The organism is Mesorhizobium sp. M6A.T.Ce.TU.016.01.1.1 (genome assembly GCF_003997065.1).
GTDB classification, from domain to species: domain Bacteria; phylum Pseudomonadota; class Alphaproteobacteria; order Rhizobiales; family Rhizobiaceae; genus Mesorhizobium; species Mesorhizobium mediterraneum.
This window is the reverse complement of the sequence record NZ_RZTJ01000015.1, coordinates 39,269-54,700: the sequence shown is the minus strand read 5'-3', so window position 1 is coordinate 54,700 and position 15,432 is coordinate 39,269. Positions and strand designations below refer to the sequence as shown.

The window sequence follows — 15,432 nt, the reverse complement described above, 5'->3', positions numbered from 1 at the left end:
GCGGGCAAATCTCTTCGAAGAAGTGGCGAAGCCGGCGCCGTCTTCCCTTCTCCCCTTGTGGGAGAAGGTGGATTGGCGCGCAGCGCCAAGACGGTTGAGGGGTGCTGGACGGAGTGCCGTCGCAGCCAAGCTGGAGCACCCCTCATCCATCGCCTTCGGCGACACCTTCTCCCACAAGGGGAGAAGGGAGAACCGCACAAAGCTCTAGCGCCGGCGCGCCACGGCTCGCCCCGGAATCAGTGAGGAGCGAACTCAACCTAAAGCGATTGCCCGGCGAACCGTTTCACGTGAAACAATGCCTTCGACGTGGTCGCTCAGCGTTTCACGTGAATCATCGTGAGTCTTTCCGCCCAGTGTTTCACGTGAGTCATTTGCCGATGCAGAACTGCGAGAAGATTACGTCCAGCAAATCCTCGACATCGACCGCCCCAACGATCCGGCCAAGCCTATCAGCTGCCAGCCGCAATTCTTCGGCCCGCAGCTCTTGCCCGCGCTCATCCCCTGCCACCGCCGCAAGCAGAAAGCGTTTCGCCTCATTGAGAAGCTCGACGTGCCGCAGCCGCGACGGCAGGACATCGCCGGCCTGGCCGATTTGCGCCGCGGCGCGTTGGCCGATCTCCGCCAGCAGCTCCGCCAGCCCTGTTCCGTCCCTGGTCGAGATGACCGCGTCGTAGCGCGTTGCAAGCGATTCATCTCGCAGCAAATCGACCTTTGTCCCGATCCTCAATGTCGGGATATCGGCCGGTATTGCGCCGATCGGGACCGGGTCCACCATATCCTCCAACACGAGCAACAGATCGGCGGTTCCGGCCTTGCTCCTTGCCCTTTCGATGCCAATCGCCTCGATCCTGCCGGGCGTCTCGCGCAGGCCGGCGGTATCGGTCACTCTGACGCGCATCCCCTCCAGGTCCAGCACCACCTCGAGCAGATCGCGGGTCGTGCCGGGCTCTTCCGTGACGATCGCCGCCTCGCGCCGGGCCAGCGCATTGAACAGACTGGACTTGCCGGCATTCGGCGCGCCGAGGATGACGACCTCGAACCCGTCGCGGATGATCTCTGCGGCTCGGAAACCTTCGACATGACGCTCGATCTCGTCGATCATCGCGCGCACATCCGACCAGACCGTCTCTGCAACGGAACCGGGCACATCGTCTTCGTCGGCAAAATCGATCTCGGCTTCGATCATCGCCCGCGCATGGATGAGCCGACGCCGCCAGCCCAGATAGAGCTCGCTCTGCACGCCCTCGGCATTCTGCACGGCAAAGCGCCGCTGCGCCTCCGTCTCGGCGTTGACGAGGTCGGCCAGCGCCTCGGTCTCGACCAGGTCGACCTTGCCGTTAAGAAAGGCGCGGCGGGTGAACTCGCCCGGCTCGGCATGCCTGACGCCATCGAAGCCGGCGATCGTCTCCAGCATCTTCGCCACCACGGCGCGGCCGCCATGGACATGGAATTCCGCGATATCCTCACCAGTAAAGCTGTTCGGTCCTGCGAAGAAAACGACCAGGCCGCTGTCGAGCACCGATCCGTCCGGCGCCCTGAACTTGCGATAGGCCGCAACACGGTCTTTAACCATCGGACCGGCGATCGTTTCGATGACGAATCGACTTTGCGGGCCGGAAATGCGGATCACGGCAACACCGGCGGGCAGGCGGCCGCTGGACAGGGCAACAATGGAATCACTTGAAATCATTTGCCGACCCAGCACAACCGCCCTAGCTTCGCTTATTCATCGACAACCGCCGAGTGCCCGACCGTGACATTACCCGCGCAAAATCTGCCCGCGCAAAATCTACTTGCCGAAGAGGCCAGCCCCTATCTGCAGCAGCATAGCGGCAACCCGGTGCATTGGCGGGCGTGGTCGCCGGCGTCGCTCGCCGAAGCAAAGGCGCTGCAGCGGCCAATCCTGCTCTCGGTCGGCTACGCCGCCTGCCACTGGTGCCATGTCATGGCGCACGAAAGCTTCGAGAATGACGACGTCGCCGCCGTCATGAACCGTCTCTTCGTCAATATCAAGGTGGATCGCGAGGAGCGGCCGGACATCGACCAGATCTATATGGCCGCGCTGTCCTCGATGGGCGAGCAGGGCGGATGGCCGCTGACCATGTTCCTGACGCCGGACGGAAAGCCATTTTGGGGCGGCACCTATTTTCCACGCGAGGCGCGTTACGGCCGGCCGGGCTTCGTCCAGGTGCTGGAGGCGGTCGACAAGGCGTGGCGAGAGAAGAAAGAAAGCGTTAACCAAAGCGCCGACGGACTGACCACGCATGTTGAGGCGCGGCTGGCGGGCACGCATGCCAAGGCCGTGCTCGACCGCGACACGCTCGCGAACCTTGCCCAAGGCATCGACGGCATGATCGACAGGGATCTCGGCGGCCTGCGCGGCGCGCCAAAATTCCCCAACGCGCCTTTCATGCAGACGCTTTGGCTGTCGTGGCTGCGCGACGGTAGCACATCGCATCGCGACGCCGTGCTGCTCAGCCTCGAAAAGATGCTGGCAGGCGGGATCTACGACCATATCGGCGGCGGGCTGAGCCGCTATTCGACCGATGCTGAATGGTTGGTGCCGCATTTCGAAAAGATGCTCTACGACAATGCGCAGCTCATCAGGCTTTGCAATTGGGCCTATGCGGCATCGGACAATGATTTGTTCCGGATACGAATCGAAGAGACCGTCGACTGGCTTCTGCGCGAGATGCGCGTCGAGGGCGGTGCGTTTGCTGCCAGCCTCGACGCCGACAGCGAGGGCGAAGAGGGGTTGTTCTACACCTGGGGCAGGGATGAGATAGAAACCGCTCTCGGCGGCGAATCATCGTTGTTTTTCAAATACTTCACGCTTTCCGGGCCACATGGCTGGGGGGGCAAGCCAATCATCCACCAGACCGGAGCACAGCAAACGCTAAGCGTGGTTGATCGCGATCAGCTCATTCCATTGAAGGAAAAATTGCTGGCGGCTCGGGAGCAGCGCGTCAGACCCGGGCGCGACGGAAAAATCCTGACCGATTGGAATGGCCTGGTGATCGCGGCTCTCGCCGAAGCCGGGCGCGCCTTGAAACGAATCGACTGGATCGAGACGGCGGAACAGGCCTTTGCCGCCATTGCCAGCACCAGCCGAGACGGCCGCTTGCCGCATTCGATGCTTGGCGCAAAGAAGCTGTTCCCGGCCCTGTCGAGCGACTACGCCGCCATGGCCAACGCCGCGATCTCATTGTTCGAGGCTACCGGCACATCGAGCTATGCCGAGCTGGCCGGCCAATTCATCGCGCAGCTCGACCAATGGCATCGCGACGATGCCGACACCGGCTACTATCTCACCGCTTCGGACAGCAGCGATGTGCCGATCCGCATCAGGGGCGATGTCGACGAGGCCATCCCGTCAGCCACCGGCCAGATCATCGAGGCCATGGTCCGATTGTCCTCGCTTTCAGGCGATCTCGAATTGCAGGAAAAGACCTGGAAGGTCGCCGAACACGCGGCCGGCCGTGCGGCGCATCAGGCCTATGGCCAGGCGGGCATCGTCAACGCCTGTGCCCTGGCGATCGAGCCATTGAAACTGGTGCTGGTTGACGACCCGGAGAATCCCCGGCTTGTTCCGGTTGCGAATCGAAATCCCGACCCGCGCCGGATCGACACTATCGTGCCAGTCGGTTCGGCAGGGAGCCTGCCGGCTTTGCCGGGAGGTGTGCTGCCGCCAACCGACAAGCCCGGCGCCTGGCTGTGCACCGGGCAGGTCTGCCTGCCGGTGATAACGGATTCTGAGGAACTCGAGCGGCGGTTGCGACGCGGATAGGAAGCTGAGCGGCTCTCCTTCTCCCCTTGTGGGAGAAGGTGGCCGAGCGAAGCTCGGTCGGATGAGGGGTGCTCCAGCTTGGCACCCACCGCACTCCGTCCAGCACCCCTCAACCGTCTTGGCGCTGCGCGCCAATCCACCTTCTCCCACAAGGGGAGAAGGGAAGACAGGGCAGCGCCTCAGCCCTCTTACGTATTCATCGAATCGAAGAAATCCGCATTGGTCTTGGTCTGCTTGAGCTTGTCGATGAGGAACTCGATGGCGTCGGTCGTGCCCATCGGCGCCAGGATGCGGCGCAGCACGAAGATCTTCTGCAGGTCCTGGCGGGCGACCAGAAGATCTTCCTTGCGGGTGCCGGACTTGAGGATGTCCATGGCCGGGTAGATGCGCTTGTCCGCCACCTTGCGGTCGAGCACGATTTCCGAGTTGCCGGTGCCCTTGAACTCTTCGAAGATGACCTCGTCCATGCGGCTGCCGGTATCGATCAGCGCGGTGGCGATGATGGTCAGCGAGCCACCTTCCTCAATGTTGCGGGCGGCGCCGAAGAAGCGCTTCGGCCGCTGCAGCGCATTGGCGTCGACACCGCCGGTCAGCACCTTGCCGGATGACGGCACCACGGTGTTGTAGGCGCGGCCGAGGCGGGTGATCGAATCCAGCAGGATGACGACGTCACGCCCGTGCTCGACCAGGCGCTTGGCCTTCTCGATCACCATTTCGGCGACCTGGACGTGGCGCACCGCCGGCTCGTCGAAGGTCGAGGACACGACTTCGCCCTTCACCGAGCGCTGCATGTCGGTAACTTCCTCCGGCCGCTCGTCGATCAAGAGCACGATCAGATAGCATTCCGGATGATTGGTGGTGATCGAGTGGGCGATGTTCTGCAACAGCACCGTCTTGCCGGTGCGCGGCTGCGCCACGATCAGGGCGCGCTGGCCTTTGCCAAGCGGCGCCACTAGGTCGATGACGCGGGCCGAGATGTCCTTCGAGGTCGGAACCTCCATTTCCATCTTCAGCCGCGAGGTCGGATAAAGCGGCGTCAGATTGTCGAAATGGATCTTATGGCGGATCTTTTCCGGGTCGTCGAAATTGATCGTGTTGACCTTGAGCAGCGCGAAATAGCGCTCGCCTTCCTTCGGGCTGCGGATCGGGCCTTCGACCGTGTCGCCGGTCTTCAGCGAGAACCGGCGGATCTGCGACGGCGAGATATAGATGTCGTCCGGACCCGGCAGATAATTGGCATTGGCCGAGCGCAGGAAGCCAAAACCGTCCTGCAGCACCTCGACGACGCCGTCACCGATGATCTCGATATCCTGCGTTGCCAGCCTCTTCAGGATCGCGAACATCAGCTCCTGCTTGCGCATGACGCTGGCGTTCTCGACCTCGAGCGATTCGGCATAGGCGATCAGCTCTGGCGGTTTCTTGTTCTTGAACTCTGCGAGTTTCATTTCTTGCATCATTAGACGGACTCTGAGTGAGTAAGCATTGGGAAAATATCGGCGGGATGCGACAAATGCCGGGCGCGGCCGAAGCGATGAATGGGGCGGCGCATGACGGGAAGGAAGACCCGTCTTTTATCGTCGGTAGACTGAAAGAGCAAGCCGCCTTTTGCAGGTCATCGAAGCCTCAGAAAGGCTTCACTATGACCAGCACGACGATGACGATCATCAGCAATGTGGGGATCTCGTTGACGATCCGCCAGTGCCTCCCGGGCTTTTCGTTGCGGTCCTCGGCGAATTTGCGCACCGCGCCGGCGAGATAGCCATGAACGGCGGAGAGCCCGAGCACCGCGGCGATCTTGGCATGCAGCCAGCCGCCCTGAAAACCGAAGCCCTTCCAGGCCAGCCAGAGGCCGAACGCCCAGGTGATGATCATCGCCGGATTGATGATGCCGCGCAGCAGGCGGCGCTCCATCACCTTGAAGGTTTCGGACTGGACCGAGCCTTTCTCCGCATCGGCATGATAGACCAGCAGCCGCGGCAGATAGAGCATGCCCGCCATCCACGAGATGACGGCGATGACGTGGATCGCCTTTGCCCAGGGATAGAAATCATCCGGTCCGAACAGGAACAGAAGCCCGGCCAACACGAGGAAAACCGCAATCGCGATCGCTGCGCGGCGCATTGCGCCAACACCACCTTCCGCAGGGCCTTTCCCCATCATAGTCACGACGCGCTCCGCACCAGTTTCACCATGGTCTCGACATGCGCGATCGGCGTCTCCGGCGTGATACCGTGGCCGAGATTGAAGATCAGCGGCCCATCGCCGAGTGCGTTCAAGATAGCGTCGACGCCGTCGGCTAGAGCCTTGCCGCCGGCCACCAGCCGCAGCGGATCGAGATTGCCCTGTACAGCACCACCGTGTTGCAATTCCTTTGCTGTCGATAACGGCACGGTCCAGTCGAGCCCCAGCCCCGTCACGCCGGTCTTCTGCCGATAGTTCCTGTAGTGATCGCCAGCACCCTTGGGAAAGCCGATGATCGGAACGTTGGGATGGACGGCTCGCACCTGCCTGACGATCTCCGCCACCGGCCTGACGCAAAACGCCTCGAAAGAAACTTCATCGAGAACGCCGGACCACGAGTCAAAGATCTGCACCACATCGGCGCCGGCCTCAATCTGCCGGATCAGATAGGCGGCCGAATGATCGGCAAGCACATTCAGCAGCTGCAAGAAAGCTGCCGGCTCACGATAGGCGAACAGCCGCGCCGGCGCCTGGTCTGGGGTGCCATGGCCGGCAATCATATAGGTCGCCACCGTCCAGGGCGCGCCGCAGAAGCCGATCAGCGTCGTTTCATCGGGCAGTTTTGCCCGCAGCCGTCTGACCGTCTCATAGACCGGTTCGAGATTCACGTGAAACGTTTCGCCGTCCAGAGCCGCAATCTCCATGGCCGAGATCGGCGTCAACAGCGGCCCGCGTCCCTCCTCGAAGCGCACGTCGCGGCCCAGCGCATGCGGCACGACAAGGATATCGGAAAACAGGATCGATGCGTCGAAGCCGAAGCGCTCGATCGGCTGCAACGTCACCTCCACCGCGAAGTCGGGATTATAGCAGAGATCGAGGAACGACCCGGCCCGCCTGCGTGTCTCCCGATATTCCGGCAGATAGCGCCCGGCCTGGCGCATCATCCAGAGCGGCGGCGGGAACACCGTTTCGCCCTTCAACACGTCCAGCATGATCCGGTTTTCAGGCATTCAGCGCTCGCATGGTGGCCTGCGGCCGATCGCAGATGTTGGAGATTGGCGGCTGAAGGCCGATCGGCAGCGACCGTTCATGATCTCTCTTAGGCCCACTCAAAGAGTCAAATCCTCTGCCTCTCCAGGCTTCTCTATAATTAAATATTCTATTTCTAGGAATCTTATGATTCTAAGAGTCTGTTGGTATCGGTGGTTGTCTCCTGTCCCGTTTTGCCCCGGAAAAGGCCAGCCAGCATATTGTCGCGTGCTTCTTCTGCCGGATAGGAGGGGATTGGGGACAGTTGGAAATTTCCGAATGGGAACAATGAGTTGCCGCCCGCGCAAAGAAAATGGGCCTGTGGATGGGGCTGAGTCAAAAAAGCCCGTCCCCGGACTTGTCCCCAGCCGCCCGACGAAGCCGACAGCGCATCGAATTGTGGACAAACTGGCATCTGATACAGTCGCCCCAAACCGACCGATCTTTCCGACCGACCTTATCCACATCGGCCCACAGCTTGGAACGAACGCCTGTGAACAAACCCCAGAGCTTCTTTCACCTTCACCTGATTTCCGATGCCACCGGTGAAACGCTGCTGGCGGCCGGGCGGGCGGCTTCCGCGCAATACAAGGATGCGCGCGCCATCGAGCATATCTACCCGCTCATCCGCACCGAAAAGCAGGTGACGAAAGTGTTCGAGGACATCGAGGAGGAGCCGGGCATCATCCTCTATACGGTTGTCGACCAGAAACTCGCCCGCGGCATCGACGAACGCTGCGCCGCCATGGGCCTGCCTTGCGTCTCCGTGCTGGAACCGGTGCTGACCGTGTTCCAGTCCTATCTCGGCACGCCGGCCGGCCGCCGCGTCGGCGCCCAGCATGTGCTGGACGCCGAATATTTTCGCCGCATCGACGCGCTCAACTTCACCATGGAGCATGATGACGGCCAGCTGCCGGCCAATATGGACGACGCCGACATCGTGCTCGTCGGCATTTCGCGCACGTCGAAGACCCCGACCAGCATCTACCTCGCCAATCGCGGTATCAAGACCGCCAACATCCCGATCGTGCTCGGCGTGCCGGTTCCGGAAAGCCTGGTCAGCGCCACGAAGCCGCTGATCGTCGGGTTGATTGCCACCGCCGAGCGAATCTCGCAGGTCCGCCAGAACCGCATCCTCGGCAACACCAGCGCCTATGAGCCGACCGATTATGTCGACCGCGCCGCGATCTCCGAGGAACTCGCCTACGCCCGCCAGATCTGCACCCGGCATGGCTGGCCGATGATCGACGTCAGCCGCCGCTCGATCGAGGAGACGGCGGCGGCCATCGTTGCCCTGCGGGGTAAGACACGCTAGGGTTCGGGTGCTTGTGCTGTGGGCGGTCCTTTCCTTCTCCCCTTGTGGGAGAAGGTGGCCGAGCGAAGCTCGGTCGGATGAGGGGTGTTCCAGCTTGGCACCGACAGCACTCCGTCCAGCACCCCTCAACCGTCTTGGCGCTGCGCGCCAATCCACCTTCTCCCACAAGGGGAGAAGGAAAAGACCGGACGAAAAACCATGGCCGAAAAAATCATTCTTGCCTCAGGCAGCCCGTTCCGCAAGGCGATGCTCGTCCATGCCGGCGTGGCGGTCGAGGCAGTTCCGGCGGAAGTCGATGAGCGCGCGCTTGAGGCTCCGCTAAAAGACAGCGGCGTCTCGCCCGAGGACGTCGCCGTGGTGCTCGCCGAGGCCAAGGCCACCGAAGTCAGCGAGAGAAGGCCCGGCGCCCTGGTGCTTGGCTGCGACCAGACGCTGTCGCTCGGCGACGAAGTGTTCCACAAGCCGGCCGACATGGAAGCTGCGCGCCGCCATCTTTTGGCGCTGTCGGGCAGGACCCATCAGCTCAACAGCGCCGTGGTGCTGGCCCGCGATGGCGCGGTTCTGTGGCGGCATGTCGGCATCGCCAGCCTGACCATGCGAAAGCTCGATCCGGCCTTCATCGGCCGCCATCTAGCGCGGGTCGGCGCCAAGGCGCTGTCCAGCGTCGGCGCCTACCAGATCGAAGGCGAGGGCATCCAGCTGTTCGAAAGAATAGAAGGCGACTATTTCACCATCGTCGGCCTGCCGCTTCTGCCCGTCCTGGCCAAGCTGCGTGACCTCGGAGCCATCGATGGCTGAGGCCGCGAAAAAGGCCTTCGTCACCGGCCACCCGGTCGCGCATTCCCGATCGCCCAAGATCCACTCCTATTGGCTGGCGAAATACGGTGTCGACGGCAGTTACCGGGCGATCGACGTCGCGCCGGACGATTTTGCCGAATTCGTCAAAACGCTCAAGACGAATGGCTACCGTGGCGGCAACGTGACCATCCCGCACAAGGAGGCCGCCTTCGCGCTGGCGGCGCGCCGCGACGATGCGGCCGAGCAAATCGGCGCGGTCAACACACTGTGGTTCGAGGCCGGAGATCTGTGGGGCGGCAACACCGACGCCCATGGCTTTGCCGCCAATCTGGACGAGCATGCGCCCGGCTGGGCAAATAATGGCCCGGCTGTGGTGCTCGGCGCCGGCGGCGCCTCCCGCGCGGTCATCCACGCGCTGATTGAGCGCGGCATCAGCGACATCCGCGTCGTCAACCGGACGCTCGCCCGAGCCGAGGAACTGCGCCACCGTTTCGGCGCCAGGGTCTCGGCCCATGGCACGGCTGCGACCGGCGAGCTGCTTGCCGATGCCGGCCTGCTGGTCAACACGTCAGCGCTCGGCATGCATGGCAATGAAGGCCTGTCCGCCGATCCGGCCAGGCTGCCGGACCATGCCATCGTCACCGACATTGTCTATGTGCCGCTGGCAACGCCATTGCTGGCCGCGGCCAGAGCGCGGGGCCTGAAGACCGTCGACGGGCTCGGCATGCTTTTGCACCAGGCGGTGCCTGGCTTCGAGCGCTGGTTCGGGATCAGGCCGGAGGTCACTGCCGAATTGCGGCAGATGATCGTCGCCGATCTCGGTGCCCAAGGAATTGCCAAGGAGCGAAAGGCATGATCGTGCTCGGCCTCACCGGATCGATCGGCATGGGCAAGTCGACCACGGCGAAGATGTTTGCCGAGGCCGGCGTGCCAGTCCACGATTCGGACGAAGCGGTGCATCGCCTCTACGCCGGCAAGGCGGCGCCGCTGGTGGAGGCGGCTTTTCCCGGAACCACCAGATCCGGGTCGGTCGATCGCACAAAGCTGGCCGAGCGGGTGCTTGGCGATGCGGCTGCGCTGAAACGGCTGGAAGCGATCATCCATCCGCTGGTCCGCGCCGACGCCGACGCCTTCCTGGCCAGGAACCGCGCCGCCGGCGCACCGCTTGTCGTTCTCGATATCCCGCTGCTGTTCGAAACCGGCGGCCGAGACCGCGTCGACAAGGTCGTGGTCGTCACCGCCTCGGCCGAAATCCAGCGCGCCCGGGTGCTGGCGCGGCCGGGCATGAGCGAAGAGAAACTGGCGTCGATCCTGGCCAGGCAGGTTCCCGACGCCGAAAAACGCAGCGAAGCCGATTTCGTCATCGACACCGGACAGGGTTTTGATGCGGCGCGCGCGGCGGTCGATGCGATCGTCGCCGAACTGGTCGGGGATAAGGCCGGCAAGCCTGCTTAACGACGCTTGCATCCAGCGTAATATGTTGCCAATTTGTTCCCATCATGATTCGGCTGGAATCACGCCGGAGCCAACGGACTGTTTAGATGCGCGAGATCATCTTCGATACGGAGACCACCGGCCTCGATTTCCGCGATGACCGCGTCATCGAGCTTGGCTGTATCGAGCTGGTCAATCGGTTCCCGACCGGCCGCACCTTCCACCACTACATCAATCCGCAGGGACGACCGATTCATGCGGAGGCGCAGGCCGTTCATGGCATCAGCGCCGCCGATCTCATGGGCAAGCCGACCTTCAGCGACATCGCCGACGAGTTTCTTGCCTTCATCGACGGCGCCAAGCTGGTCGCCCACAATGCCACTTTCGACATCGCTTTCCTCAATGTCGAATTTGGCCGGCTCGGCCATCCGGTCGTCGACCCCGGGCTTGTCGTCGACACGCTGGCGCTGGCGCGCCGCAAGCATCCGATGGGACCCAACTCGCTGGACGCGCTGTGCCGGCGCTACGGCATCGACAATGCCCGTCGCACCAAGCACGGCGCGCTGCTCGATTCGGAGTTGCTGGCCGAGGTCTATATAGAGCTCATCGGCGGCAAGCAGGCGGCGCTGATCCTCGACAGCGCCACGGCGCCGGCCGGCGGTAGGAGAAATGTCGACGACATCGACATCAGCATTGGCGCGCGGCCGATAGCGCTGCCATCTCGCCTGACCGACGCAGAACGCACCGCGCACGCGAGCATGGTCGGCACATTAGGCGAAAAGGCGCTCTGGCTGCGCGTTGCCCCGGAAGCGAGTTCTGCGGCATAGTGATTTTGACGGGGGCGATTGGCAGTGAGCGTCGATTGTTCATTTCAGTGGCCAATCTCAGTGGCAGATCGCAACCTTTGAGATTAGCCGAAACACCCCTCCCTTCGTCATCCCAGGGCGGAGCAGGAGCGAAGCGACGTCGCGAAGACCCTGGGATCCATGCCGTTACATCAGCCGAAGAGTGCAGCGGCTCAGGATCAGCCGACCTGTAGTGTTCCTTCGCGCCCCCCTCTGTCCTGCCGACTTCCCTACAAAAAAGCCCGGCGCGAGGCCGGGCTCTCAATGTCTGCTCTACAATCGCCTTCTCAGCTCGCCTTGACCTTGCCGGCGGCCTGGTCCTCGGCCAGCTTTTGCTGGAACATCTGCGCGAAATCGATCGGGTCGAGCATCAAGGGCGGGAAGCCGCCATTGCGCGTCGCCTCGGCAATGATCTGCCTGGCGAACGGGAACAACAGCCGCGGGCATTCGATGAACAGCAGCGGCAGCATGTGCTCCTGCGGGAAGCCGCTGATGGCGAACACGCCGCCATAGACCAGCTCGACGTTGAACAGCACTTCCTTATCGAAGGACGCCTTGGCGTTCAGCGTCAAATTGACGTCGAACTGCTTGTCCGAAAGCGGGTTGGCGTTGACATTGACGTTGATGGCGATGCCGGGGGCCTTGTCGCGGCCGCGCAGCGAGTTCGGCGCGCCGGGGCTTTCGAAGGAAAGGTCCTTCACATATTGGGCGAGCACGTTGAGCGAAGGCTGCGTCACGTCACCGTTGCCATTGGCCGCGCCGGTCGGCGCGTCGTCTTTGCTGGCCATAAGCTGTTGTCCTTTTGCCTGGGCAGCGTTGCTGACCGGATTGAAATCGGGCGTTCGCTACCATGGTCGGCATGACAAGACAAGGTTTGCCGGGCATTCGTTCCGGAGGCGTTTGCCGACCAGTCGCCCCTGAGGTGACCTAGTCGTCCTTGAGGCGGCGCCAGGGAGAAGTGTGATCCGGTCCACGCCCGTGATCGTCGCCGCGCGAATAGTCGCCGTCGTCGAGATCGATGGTCTTATCGCGTTGCCGGGCGCGGAAACCGCCGGTGCCGAAATTGGTCGCCAGCACGATACGGCCTTTCAACAGGCGCCAGGCAAGGTCGCGGACCGGCGGCAGGAACAGCAGAATGCCGAAAATGTCTGTTATGAAGCCGGGAATAATGAGCAGGATCGCCGCCAGCACGATCATCGCGCCGTGCGCGAGCTGGCGGCTTGGATCACGTCCGGCGTCCATCTCGGCACGGACCCGGCTCATGACGCCGAAACCCTGGTATCGCAACAACAGCGCGCCGGCGATGCTCGAGGCCAGCACCAGGCCGACCGTCGCCAATGCGCCGACCTGGCGGCCGACAACGACGAAACCGGCGATCTCCAGCAGCGGAAGCGCGAGAATGAACAGGGGAAGCAGCGAAATACGCAAATCTTGACCGATCGTTTCCATGTTTTGCCGGCCGGCGAGCAATCGCCGCTGGCACTGGAGCTTGTAGATAGGTATGCCTGCCTTTAATTTGAATGATGGCACCTTGCGTTCTATATGCTTTGAATGTTGAACGCTATGCGACCGCAGCCATTGCTAGGCCGGGCGGTCCGGCCGGAGTAGGGATTGATTGGCGGAAGATATGGGATTCTTCGACTTCGGCACGATTTTCTTTCTGGTTGCGGCGGTTGTGATCTTTTTCCAGCTGCGCAACGTGCTCGGCCGCCGCACCGGCAGCGAACGCCCGCCCTTCGATCCCTATACGGCGAGCCGGACGCGCGAGGACGCCGCCCAGAAACCCGAGAATGTGGTCTCGCTGCCGCGCAAGCGGGCGCCGGGAGAGCCGGCCATCGACGCCTATGCGGCGATCGACGCCTTCGCCAAGCCTGACACCGATCTCAACAGGGGCCTGCGCACGATCAAGGACAATGATCCGGCATTCGACCCCAAGACCTTCGTCGACGGCGCCAAGATGGCCTATGAGATGATCGTCATGGCCTACGCCGATGGCGACCGCAAGACGCTGAAGAACTTGTTGTCGCGCGAGGTCTATGACGGCTTTGTCGCGGCCATCGGCGACCGTGAGGCGAAATCGGAAAAGATCCAGTCGTCTTTCGTCGGCATCGACAAGGCCGACATCGTCTCCGCCGAGATGAAGGGCGGCGAGGCGCATATCACGCTGCGCATCGTCAGCGAGCTGATTTCGGCGACGCGCGACAAGGCCGGCGCCGTCATCGACGGCGATCCCGAGACCGTCGCCGAGGTCAAGGACGTCTGGACATTCGCCCGCGACACGCGCTCGCGCGACCCGAACTGGAAGCTGGTCGCCACCGAAGAAGAAGACTGAGCCCGGACCACGGCGGGGTCTGTCGTGTCGCTTTCTCAGGCGTTCCGCGAAAAATCCTTTGACGATCTGCCCGGTTGGGACGAGGACGACTATCTGTCTGCGTTCGCGGCTTTCCGGCGTTCGGCTTTTCATGTCCTGACAAAACCCTATCGCTCCGGCGGGCTCGGCGTCGACTTCAACGCCTTCACCGACGCCTACGCTGCGGCCCGCACCGTTCCGCCAACCGACCGGGCGCAAGCCCGCGCCTTCTTCGAGCGTCATTTCATCCCGGCGCACATAAGGGCCGAAGGCAGCGGCGCCGGCCTCGTCACCGGCTTCTATGAACCCGTGGTCGACGCCTCACCGGTGCGAACCGAGCGCTTTACGGTGCCGCTGCTGTCGCGCCCGGCCGACCTCGTCGACATCGACGACGCCAACCGGCCGCCCGGCATGGACCTTTATCTCGCCTTCGGCCGCGAGACGCCGAACGGACCGGTCGAGTACTTCGACCGCGGCGAGATCGAGCGCGGCGTGCTTGCCGGCGAAGGTTTGGCCGGCAAAAGCCTGGCCGGCAAGGGGTTGGAAATCGCCTGGCTCGCCAACAAGGTCGACGCCTTCTTCATCCATGTGCAGGGTTCTGCGCGGCTCACCATGACCGACGGCCGGCTTTGCCGCGTCACCTATGCCGCCAAATCCGGCCAGCGCTTTACCGGACCGGGCAAGATCCTGAGTGAGCTAGGCGAAATCCCGCTGCAAGCGGTGACCATGCAGTCGATCCGTGCCTGGTTCAAGGCGCATCCGGATCGCATCGACGAGATCCTGTGGCGCAACCGCTCCTATATTTTTTTCCGCGAGATTTCCCTCAGCGAGGCGGGGGTCGACGACCCGGAACTCGGGCCGATCGCTGCCGCAAAGGTGCCGCTGACGCCGGGCCGCTCCGTCGCCGTCGACCGGCTGCTCCATACGTTCGGCACGCCGTTCTACATCGACGCGCCGTCGCTGACCGCCTTCGATAAAAAGCCGTTCCGGCGGCTGATGATCGCGCAGGACACCGGCTCGGCCATCACCGGGCCGGCCCGTGGCGACGTGTTCGCCGGAACGGGCGATGCGGCCGGCGAGATCGCCGGTGTCGTCCGCAATCCTGCCGATTTCTACGCGCTGATACCGCGTCCGCTTGTTCGGGAGGCGGGGCGATGACCCGACGCATCGACAGGCTGAGCGAGGACGACCGGGTGCTGTGGAACCTGGTGGCGCGCACGGCCAAGCCGCTGAAGGGCAAGTCCACCATCGACAGTCCCGACATCGGCCCGGACAACGGTGATGACACGAAGCCACCGCCGCGTGCCCAGGCCATGGCTCCGGCCGCGGCGGCGAAAGCAAAGACGCAGCACGTTTCACATGCGCTCGACGAACCGACGCTGGAAAAACTGTCGAAGGGCCGGCTGCCGATCGAAGGCCGCGTCGATCTGCATGGCCTGACCCAGGACGAGGCCTATTCGCTATTGTTTTCCTTCCTGCACCGGGCGCATGCCGGCGGCATCCGCTATGTGCTGGTCATCACCGGCAAAGGCTCCTCGTCGGGCGGCGACGGCGTCTTGCGGCGCGCCGTGCCGGCCTGGCTGTCGACACCCGCATTCAGGCCGCTCGTCTCCAGCCACGACCATGCCGCCCGCAACCATGGCGGCTCCGGCGCGCTCTATGTCCGCCTGCGGCGGGCGCGCCTATGAGGACG

The 15,432-nt window shown here is 63.1% G+C and carries 15 protein-coding genes; 9 read left to right on the top strand and 6 right to left on the bottom strand.

Annotated features, from left to right (window positions below; all coding sequences use genetic code 11):
* Window positions 1-367: 367 nt before the first annotated feature.
* Window positions 368-1,690: a tRNA uridine-5-carboxymethylaminomethyl(34) synthesis GTPase MnmE gene (gene mnmE / locus EOC94_RS23645; RefSeq protein ID WP_127293829.1), complete on the bottom strand. Its 1,323-nt coding sequence runs from the start codon at window positions 1,688-1,690 to the stop codon at window positions 368-370.
* Between the two features lie 63 nt (window positions 1,691-1,753).
* Here mnmE and EOC94_RS23640 point away from each other — a divergent pair, with 63 nt between their 5' ends.
* Window positions 1,754-3,787, top strand: a complete 2,034-nt coding sequence (locus EOC94_RS23640; protein ID WP_245465637.1) for a thioredoxin domain-containing protein — start codon at window positions 1,754-1,756, stop codon at window positions 3,785-3,787.
* 188 nt (window positions 3,788-3,975) lie between these two features.
* On the opposite strand, the gene rho is transcribed toward EOC94_RS23640, so the two are convergent.
* The 3 genes from rho to hemE form a co-directional block, all read right to left on the bottom strand.
* Complete coding sequence (rho, locus tag EOC94_RS23635) at window positions 3,976-5,241, bottom strand: transcription termination factor Rho (RefSeq protein ID WP_127293968.1); 1,266 nt, start codon at window positions 5,239-5,241, stop codon at window positions 3,976-3,978.
* Window positions 5,242-5,410: 169 nt separating this feature from the next.
* A complete protein-coding gene (hemJ, locus tag EOC94_RS23630; protein ID WP_245465636.1) occupies window positions 5,411-5,908 on the bottom strand; it encodes a protoporphyrinogen oxidase HemJ in 498 nt (165 codons plus the stop codon).
* A gap of 41 nt (window positions 5,909-5,949) precedes the next feature.
* Window positions 5,950-6,978, bottom strand: a complete 1,029-nt coding sequence (gene hemE, locus EOC94_RS23625) for a uroporphyrinogen decarboxylase (RefSeq protein WP_127293827.1) — start codon at window positions 6,976-6,978, stop codon at window positions 5,950-5,952.
* 512 nt (window positions 6,979-7,490) lie between these two features.
* On the opposite strand from hemE, the gene EOC94_RS23620 reads away from it, so the two are divergent.
* The 5 genes from EOC94_RS23620 (at window position 7,491) to dnaQ (ending at window position 11,371) form a co-directional block, all read left to right on the top strand.
* Window positions 7,491-8,312 (top strand): pyruvate, water dikinase regulatory protein, encoded by an 822-nt coding sequence (locus tag EOC94_RS23620; RefSeq protein WP_126104257.1) that lies wholly within the window; start codon window positions 7,491-7,493, stop codon window positions 8,310-8,312.
* A 198-nt stretch (window positions 8,313-8,510) separates the two neighbouring features.
* Complete coding sequence (locus EOC94_RS23610; protein WP_127293823.1) at window positions 8,511-9,110, top strand: Maf-like protein; 600 nt, start codon at window positions 8,511-8,513, stop codon at window positions 9,108-9,110.
* Entirely contained in the window at window positions 9,103-9,966 is an 864-nt protein-coding gene (locus EOC94_RS23605) for a shikimate dehydrogenase (protein ID WP_127293821.1), read from the top strand. The genes EOC94_RS23610 and EOC94_RS23605 overlap by 8 nt, the downstream gene beginning before the upstream one ends.
* Window positions 9,963-10,565 carry a dephospho-CoA kinase gene (coaE, locus tag EOC94_RS23600; RefSeq protein WP_127293819.1) on the top strand — a complete coding sequence of 201 codons (603 nt, stop codon included), beginning with the start codon at window positions 9,963-9,965 and terminating at the stop codon, window positions 10,563-10,565. Before EOC94_RS23605 ends, coaE begins: the two co-directional genes overlap by 4 nt.
* 86 nt (window positions 10,566-10,651) lie before the next feature.
* Entirely contained in the window at window positions 10,652-11,371 is a 720-nt protein-coding gene (gene dnaQ, locus EOC94_RS23595; RefSeq protein WP_127293817.1) for a DNA polymerase III subunit epsilon, read from the top strand.
* 305 nt (window positions 11,372-11,676) lie between these two features.
* On the opposite strand, the gene secB is transcribed toward dnaQ, so the two are convergent.
* The gene (secB, locus tag EOC94_RS23590) at window positions 11,677-12,177 is read right to left on the bottom strand and encodes a protein-export chaperone SecB (protein WP_126104252.1); all 501 of its coding nucleotides are present in this window, start codon (window positions 12,175-12,177) and stop codon (window positions 11,677-11,679) included.
* Between the two features lie 139 nt (window positions 12,178-12,316).
* Window positions 12,317-12,817 carry an FxsA family protein gene (locus EOC94_RS23585; RefSeq protein ID WP_095485105.1) on the bottom strand — a complete coding sequence of 167 codons (501 nt, stop codon included), beginning with the start codon at window positions 12,815-12,817 and terminating at the stop codon, window positions 12,317-12,319.
* A gap of 199 nt (window positions 12,818-13,016) precedes the next feature.
* On the opposite strand from EOC94_RS23585, the gene EOC94_RS23580 reads away from it, so the two are divergent.
* The 3 genes from EOC94_RS23580 to EOC94_RS23570 are packed head-to-tail and all read left to right on the top strand — an operon-like array spanning window position 13,017 to window position 15,427.
* Entirely contained in the window at window positions 13,017-13,721 is a 705-nt protein-coding gene (locus tag EOC94_RS23580; protein ID WP_126104251.1) for a Tim44/TimA family putative adaptor protein, read from the top strand.
* A gap of 24 nt (window positions 13,722-13,745) precedes the next feature.
* On the top strand, window positions 13,746-14,897 hold the full coding sequence (locus tag EOC94_RS23575) for a murein transglycosylase A (protein WP_127293815.1): 1,152 nt from the start codon (window positions 13,746-13,748) through the stop codon (window positions 14,895-14,897).
* A complete protein-coding gene (locus tag EOC94_RS23570; protein ID WP_127293813.1) occupies window positions 14,894-15,427 on the top strand; it encodes a Smr/MutS family protein in 534 nt (177 codons plus the stop codon). The genes EOC94_RS23575 and EOC94_RS23570 overlap by 4 nt, the downstream gene beginning before the upstream one ends.
* Window positions 15,428-15,432 lie beyond the last annotated feature (5 nt).

What these genes read in the sequence shown, in the direction of transcription:
- rho (WP_127293968.1), bottom strand. Translation starts at nt 5,241, where the DNA reads ATGCAAGAAATGAAACTCGCAGAGTTCAAGAACAAGAAACCGCCAGAG.
- EOC94_RS23605 (WP_127293821.1), top strand. Translation starts at nt 9,103, where the DNA reads ATGGCTGAGGCCGCGAAAAAGGCCTTCGTCACCGGCCACCCGGTCGCG.
- secB (WP_126104252.1), bottom strand. Translation starts at nt 12,177, where the DNA reads ATGGCCAGCAAAGACGACGCGCCGACCGGCGCGGCCAATGGCAACGGT.
- mnmE (WP_127293829.1), bottom strand. Translation starts at nt 1,690, where the DNA reads ATGATTTCAAGTGATTCCATTGTTGCCCTGTCCAGCGGCCGCCTGCCC.
- coaE (WP_127293819.1), top strand. Translation starts at nt 9,963, where the DNA reads ATGATCGTGCTCGGCCTCACCGGATCGATCGGCATGGGCAAGTCGACC.
- EOC94_RS23570 (WP_127293813.1), top strand. Translation starts at nt 14,894, where the DNA reads ATGACCCGACGCATCGACAGGCTGAGCGAGGACGACCGGGTGCTGTGG.
- EOC94_RS23610 (WP_127293823.1), top strand. Translation starts at nt 8,511, where the DNA reads ATGGCCGAAAAAATCATTCTTGCCTCAGGCAGCCCGTTCCGCAAGGCG.
- hemJ (WP_245465636.1), bottom strand. Translation starts at nt 5,908, where the DNA reads ATGCGCCGCGCAGCGATCGCGATTGCGGTTTTCCTCGTGTTGGCCGGG.
- hemE (WP_127293827.1), bottom strand. Translation starts at nt 6,978, where the DNA reads ATGCCTGAAAACCGGATCATGCTGGACGTGTTGAAGGGCGAAACGGTG.
- dnaQ (WP_127293817.1), top strand. Translation starts at nt 10,652, where the DNA reads ATGCGCGAGATCATCTTCGATACGGAGACCACCGGCCTCGATTTCCGC.
- EOC94_RS23580 (WP_126104251.1), top strand. Translation starts at nt 13,017, where the DNA reads ATGGGATTCTTCGACTTCGGCACGATTTTCTTTCTGGTTGCGGCGGTT.